The sequence below is a fragment of the Rhizobium mongolense USDA 1844 genome (genome assembly GCF_000419765.1).
Taxonomy (GTDB): Bacteria; Pseudomonadota; Alphaproteobacteria; order Rhizobiales; family Rhizobiaceae; genus Rhizobium; species Rhizobium mongolense.
This window is the reverse complement of the sequence record NZ_ATTQ01000072.1, coordinates 1-5,900: the sequence shown is the minus strand read 5'-3', so window position 1 is coordinate 5,900 and position 5,900 is coordinate 1. Positions and strand designations below refer to the sequence as shown.

5 protein-coding genes and 3 pseudogenes are annotated in these 5,900 nt (G+C 56.7%); 5 read left to right on the top strand and 3 right to left on the bottom strand.

Annotation, left to right across the window (positions count from 1 at the left end; genetic code table 11):
- Positions 1 to 173 (bottom strand): annotated as a pseudogene (locus A3C3_RS40910) (IS6 family transposase); the annotation flags it as partial.
- 52 nt (positions 174 to 225) lie between these two features.
- On the opposite strand from A3C3_RS40910, the pseudogene A3C3_RS40905 reads away from it, so the two are divergent.
- A pseudogene (locus A3C3_RS40905) lies at positions 226 to 757 on the top strand (Tn3 family transposase); the annotation flags it as partial.
- 16 nt (positions 758 to 773) lie between these two features.
- A pseudogene (locus A3C3_RS40900) lies at positions 774 to 1,364 on the top strand (RHE_PE00001 family protein); the annotation flags it as partial.
- Positions 1,365 to 1,762: 398 nt separating this feature from the next.
- Here the strand turns inward: A3C3_RS40900 and A3C3_RS0136960 are convergent.
- Positions 1,763 to 2,368, bottom strand: coding sequence for an RES family NAD+ phosphorylase (locus A3C3_RS0136960; protein WP_022719480.1), 606 nt, complete (start codon positions 2,366 to 2,368; stop codon positions 1,763 to 1,765).
- A 14-nt stretch (positions 2,369 to 2,382) separates the two neighbouring features.
- Entirely contained in the window at positions 2,383 to 3,051 is a 669-nt protein-coding gene (locus tag A3C3_RS0136955) for a hypothetical protein (RefSeq protein ID WP_022719479.1), read from the bottom strand.
- 316 nt (positions 3,052 to 3,367) lie between these two features.
- On the opposite strand from A3C3_RS0136955, the gene A3C3_RS0136945 reads away from it, so the two are divergent.
- The 3 genes from A3C3_RS0136945 to A3C3_RS47800 all read left to right on the top strand — a co-directional run bounded on the left by A3C3_RS0136945 (position 3,368) and on the right by A3C3_RS47800 (position 5,567).
- On the top strand, positions 3,368 to 4,630 hold the full coding sequence (locus A3C3_RS0136945) for a hypothetical protein (RefSeq protein WP_145611532.1): 1,263 nt from the start codon (positions 3,368 to 3,370) through the stop codon (positions 4,628 to 4,630).
- A 98-nt stretch (positions 4,631 to 4,728) separates the two neighbouring features.
- Positions 4,729 to 5,049: a hypothetical protein gene (locus A3C3_RS0136940; RefSeq protein ID WP_022719476.1), complete on the top strand. Its 321-nt coding sequence runs from the start codon at positions 4,729 to 4,731 to the stop codon at positions 5,047 to 5,049.
- A gap of 161 nt (positions 5,050 to 5,210) precedes the next feature.
- Positions 5,211 to 5,567 (top strand): AAA family ATPase, encoded by a 357-nt coding sequence (locus A3C3_RS47800; RefSeq protein WP_325058571.1) that lies wholly within the window; start codon positions 5,211 to 5,213, stop codon positions 5,565 to 5,567.
- The last annotated feature ends 333 nt before the right edge of the window (positions 5,568 to 5,900 follow it).

Below are 5,900 nucleotides of genomic sequence, written 5' to 3'. Positions count from 1 at the left end.
TGCTTTCGGCACCATCGGCGGATGGTCTCGTAGGAAACGACGATCCCGCGATCGAGCAGCATTTCCTCGACATCGCGCAGGCTCAGATTAAAGCGAAAGTAGAGCCAGACAGCACGGGCTACGATTTCGATCGGATAGCGGTGGTTCTTGTAGGTCGGTGCACTCACGGTCATGGGTGCGCTGCTACCTCAATTTCCTTACCGCTCAATCAATGTGACAGTACCGATGCCGCGCATGCGCAATTGGGCAGACGTGACCTTCTACCGTCCCGATAAATCGGTGCGGTACGATCATATTGACGCGCTCTTCACGCGCGAGATCGACTGGCGGCGCCACGCACTGGCAGGACATGCTGCAAGTGATCCTCTCCATTCAGGCGGGTCTGGTTCTGCCCTCGATGTTGCTGCGAAAACTCAGTTCGCACAACCGCAAAAACCGGCTCTACCAGGCCTTCCGGGAACTCGGCCGTGTGGAAAGGACGCTCTTTTTGTTGCGCTATATTTCCGATCCGCAAGTCCGGCGCTCCATTCGCGCCGAAACGACCAAGATCGAATCCTTCAACGACTTTCTCGACTGGATTACCTTCGGCGGCCCTGTCATCAAGAGCGGCGACCCGGTCGAGCAGGAAAAGCAGGTCAAATACGCAAGCCTCGTCGCCAACGCCATCATGCTGTCCAATGTCGCCGACCTGACGGACGTGATCAACTCCATGGCTGAAGACGGTTTGCGCGTCACGCCAGAGCTGGCAGCCTCCCTAAGACGATCTTACTAAGTTGCCCATTTTGAGCCTGATTGCCCCCGCTTTTGACGCAGGTATCGCCTTGACGCGTGTGGACGAGCGCATCGCCCACTCGCCGGTCGGCGCCGGCTTTCTCGCACGATCCCATTTTGCCGACGCCTGCGCCTCGTTGTGGATCGACGGCGAACTGGTGCATCTCGAAGACCTCGTGCTGCACGATGCCACCAAGGATATTCGCACCCCGACCTACGAACTGACAATCGCCCGTGATGTTCTGAAAACCCGTCGACGCATCGCCGCGCAGCCAGCCGGCTGGGCGCTGTCCGCCGACGGCCTGCGTAGTTTGCGGGGCCAGGCGGGGTCCGCAATCGAACATGCTGCCGGCAGTGTCGTCGAGCCGACCGACGCGGAGCCCGATGGCTCCGCGGCGCGTGTCGATGCGGCTGGAGGAGGGGAGGCGGAGGACAGCGAGGATGACGCCGGCCCGCTTGCGGAAGAATTCGCCGCCATCGATGCAGTGCTGGCCCGATCGGAGGCCGCCATTAAGCAGGCAGAGACGCCCGGACCCGCCACAACGGCGCGGACCCGGGAAAAAGACCCGCTAATCCAGCATCTTCCTTGCGATTGTTGACCCCATGAACGAACACTATTGGCATTCTGGCCCCCGCAACAGCACTATTGATTAGAAACAGTTGTAGTCGAGGTAGCGTTCGCTCTCAAAGGGAAAATTTGCAGTTTTGAGCCCGGCATGCCGGCTGGTCTGCCAACTGGTGGGGTCGCCACGGCAATCATCATTCAATGGGAAATGGAGGTGACAGGAACCAGGTTGGAACGCTTGCAACCGCCACAGCAAAACCGACCGCGAAGAGCATTTTCAGTAGGTAGTCGCGCCTGGCCTTTCGCTCGTCCCACTCATAAACCATTGAGGTACCCGCCACTCGCTCGTAGGATTTAAGCAAATTCGTGCGGCAGGAGTCGAGTGCGAAGAGATCAAGACACTACAACGTTGAAGCGCACAGTCGATCAGACGATAGCTATCGCGAAGTCATCCAAGATTTGCGCCACTTCATTTCGAAAATCCAGCAGCGGTCCGGCAGCCGTTACCCTTAGTTTTGTAAGCGCGCGATCGAACAGGACGACATTGGTTTCGCCATTCAAGCGAGAATCGTAGATGATCCCATCGGGTTTCTCGTCGTGAAGCCAGAGTGCTCTTGACCATTGCTGCCCGAGTTCGTGCGAAGCGGCACGGGCAGCATCAGTTGGAATCCGCATCCGCAGCATACCGTCCGAGCGCAGGTCCGCGAGCCGAACAGGTTCAATGGTCGCGACAGAGGCGCAGGACACCTCCAGAAGTTCCCCCATGCCGACAGGGAAGGTGCCCTTTGATCCGATCGCGCGCTCGCGCAAGATCGCTTCGGCGAAGCAGACCTTGATGCTGCTGCCGAAATAAACGACGCCGAAACGATCAGGAGGAGTCAGGGTAATTTCAGGATCACTGAAGCGGCTCGATCCGAAGCCGTAGCCAAGCGGATCGGGATACCGGCTTTGGTAGAGCCGGTACCACGATGCCACAGAGGTCAATTCATGAATCACCAGTTCGCGCGAACCAAAGTCGGTTGGCGGAAGCAAGTTCGATGAGATGCTCAGGAGAAATCACCTTTGCCAATCGAGCGTGCTGCTCCCACTGCCTCTTCGATCCTGCCGGCGCGCAACATTTCGAGACCTGTTCGACCGCCAAGGCTACCGCTTTTTTGCAAAAGGAACCGGTACACCGCCCAAGGGTGCCCGTTCAAAGCCTTAAATAGTTGCGCGAGGCCACCAAGCAGTTGGCCGTCATCCCCAATCTGCCATTTTGGAAACCGCACGCCTCGCTTCGCTCCTTCGAGCCCGAGAACCTCGTGACGCTTGCGCTTTTTGTTCACCGTCTCGCGTGTGGAGCCGATCTCATCGGCAAACTCGTCTGCAGACAACATCTCGGGCCGCTTAAGGATCTCAGCGACACGCTCGCTCCCGCGCTGCTTAGCGGCCGCGAGGGCTATATCCAGAGCGTCCCTTTGTGGTGTGATCTCCTCGATCTCGATTTCGGGTTCTTCGTCCGAGGATCGAATGACATATGTCACACGAACGGTGCCGCCTGTGTTCTTGGCGCGTATGACACCTTCGGAAACGCCAGAAAGCACTCGCGCAGCGGTCGCGCGGGCCGCTGCTTTTTTCTCAAAGAGTGGCTCCCATTTACCAGCATATCCGGTAATTAGATTGCCGCGACGCTCGGTGCGCTTGCGGGAACCACCTTTCTTATCGGTCATGGCCATAGGGCACCTCCGCAGAGAATATGGAGTATCTCGTCAAGTTCGTCAACTTCGTCAGCCAAATTCAATCGAACTAGAATAATAGGTGCGAAGGATAGCGTACGCAGGATATTGACGTTATGAAATGGCATACCGCATAATGCGGTTTCGGGAAATAACCCTTGAAGTCTCAAAGACTTAGGTTTGGCAACTTGGTGCCGCGGGTTCTAATCCGTTCAAGGCGACCAATCTCGGCCGAGTGTTTATTAGAGATACGTGAAATATAGATGGAGGGCCGTGCCGACGATCGCGCCAGTCACCACAAATCGTCGAAGAATTTTTGGGTCGTTATACCAAGGCGCCGGCTTTCGAAACAACGCCTCGATCCTGGTCTTCTCCGCGTCATCTGCAATCTCATCCGCTAGGGGAGAACGAGCACGAGCTGATCCGGAAGAAGAAGGGGCCGTCCCTCCTCATCCAGTCGGTTTCATTCAATCCGGGCGACAACACCTTCAACGTGAATATGAACCGCGGCAATGTTCTGCCGAGCCTTAACCCTGCTTACTATGACCTGATAAAGTTCGACCCCGCGAATGGCCGTATTAATGCCGAGAAGCTGCTTGAGGTCGAGGAGGTCCTTCGCCGTTACCTTACCTTCCCCAAGGCCGGCGACGCGAAGGGGTTAGCTGAAAATACCCTTGGTATCATTGACCGTGAAACCGCCTCGCTCGCCCAACTCCACCATACTATGTTGGAGAACGCCGAAGGTCTTCGTATCAGCTACGAGGACGACGCCGCCGAACGCCGGAAGAAATTCGAGGAGCAGCAGCTTCTGGCCGACGAAGAAATCCGGAAGCGAGAAGCTGAGTCGCTTGAACGCATCAATGCTGAAAAAGCTGCCCTAGACGAGAAGATTAAGGAGTTCGACCAGTCCGACCATATGTTCGCGCGCCGAAAACTGCGTGAGGACATTACCAACCAGGTACAGGAGTTTACTAAGCGCCCCTTATCGTCGCGGCAGTCAGCCTCCAAATTCTGGCTTATTGCAGGTCTTTGCCTCGTCGCCAGCGCGGGCGCGGGCGTACTCGCCTTCGAAAGCTTCCAGTCTTTCGCTTCGCTGGCCCAAGCAACACAGACCATTCCAGACCCAAGCGCTGGCCCGGACACTGTCCTCAAAACGCAACGCCTCCCGCAAGATACCTATCTGTTGTGGATGATGGCGCTTCGCGGCGCGGTACTCTCGGCGGTTTGCGTTGGTTTCGCTGCGTATCTAATTTCGATGCTTCGCAAATCCTACGATTCCGAGGTGCACACCCTGCACGAATTCCAGCGATATGGCATGGATATTAACCGTGCGAGTTGGGTCATCGAGACCGCCATGGAAATGACCACCAAGGAAGGAGCTGCCCTTCCCGAGCGATGGATCGAGAGAGCATGCGCAGGCCTGTTTCAGGCGAACAACAAGAAGGATGCTGAGGTCAGTTCGCTAGCGGCCTTGGGCGCGGTTATGGGCTTGGGCCCAGAAGTTACAATCGGGCCTACCGGTGCCAGCTTCAAAATCCCTCCCAAGGGTGCCAGGAAGGCAGCAAACGACGCCGATTAGAAATCGGCCCGTTGGCGAATGGATCGAGGATACATATGGCAAGGGGACGACCAGGCAAACGAGACGTACCGAAACCAGCCCTGCCGGTGCTACGGCGCATGCTTGCCGATACCAACGATACCAGCCTGCTCACCATGTTCTGGGCAATCCACGCAATTCAGGACGACCGCGCCGAATTTGTGAAAAAGAGCCTCTTCACTTATCCACCGCAGGCCGCCAGCACCGATATGCTGACCGAATACGCTGCCTACCAATGGGATTTAGAAGCGCTCATTACCCTCATGTTGAACGAGCCAAAGTCTAATTTGCCTCCTTGGCTGGTACGGTCGCCCGTTAATACCCGCGACTTCAATGGCGTTGCCAACCTCGTAAATACCCTGCGCGCGGTGGAGGATAATTCAAAGCAGAGAGCGTATTGACGTTTCGAACATCATGCTGGAGATGCACCGCATCGGCCACCGGCAATTCCAATGGCAGCGGGGATAGGAGCGTCCGGAGGACATCTACCGGTATCTCTATATTTACGGCCAAGGCGAATTCGCCGCATACTTCGAGAAAACCTACGGCATCTCGATAAACGATATTAAAATACCAGAAGGCTAAACAGGCCTGCGCCAACTTCCTCGTCATCGAGGAGCCAGAGGCGCACATTCATACACACATCCAAAAAACACTTCTCGACCGGCTGAGCTACCCGGACACCCAAGTCATTTACTCCACACACTCCACGCAGATTTCTGAAGTCAGCAACGTGGAAAATGTGAACATCCTGGGCCGGAGCGGCTCTCGATGCGAAGCTTTTCGGCCGAGTGCTTGCTTCTGTCCGCAGTCGACGCTGGGTCGCTGCTTTATGGGGTCTGCTGAGGACCGGCTGGCCAATCGGCTCGGAGCGGCAGGCCCTTCGTCATGGCCTCATCCGGAAACACGGACCGGATGAAATCCACGGGAGCCTCCCGGCGGAAGCATAAGAGAAGCAGGCCGGTGAGGTCGATTGCGCTTCGGCGTCTCACTTCTCCGAGATCGGATACCGCCATAGTGCCCACTTAACTCTTGGTGGACACTATCCCACACCAGCACAGTCCAGGCGGTCACCACGCCACGCTTACGTCATACGAACGGGTTCGATCGGCCTGACCGTATATTCCAGGGCTGTTGTGTCCCGCAATGGTCAGACTGGCAAGAGCGCGGTGATGGTCTTCTGATGAAAATGCGCCTCGCGACCACNTCAAAACGTGCCCTTTAGCCCGAAGGAGATCGACATCGACTCGAA

What these genes read in the sequence shown, in the direction of transcription:
- A3C3_RS0136940 (WP_022719476.1), top strand. Translation starts at nt 4,729, where the DNA reads ATGCTTGCCGATACCAACGATACCAGCCTGCTCACCATGTTCTGGGCA.
- A3C3_RS0136955 (WP_022719479.1), bottom strand. Translation starts at nt 3,051, where the DNA reads ATGGCCATGACCGATAAGAAAGGTGGTTCCCGCAAGCGCACCGAGCGT.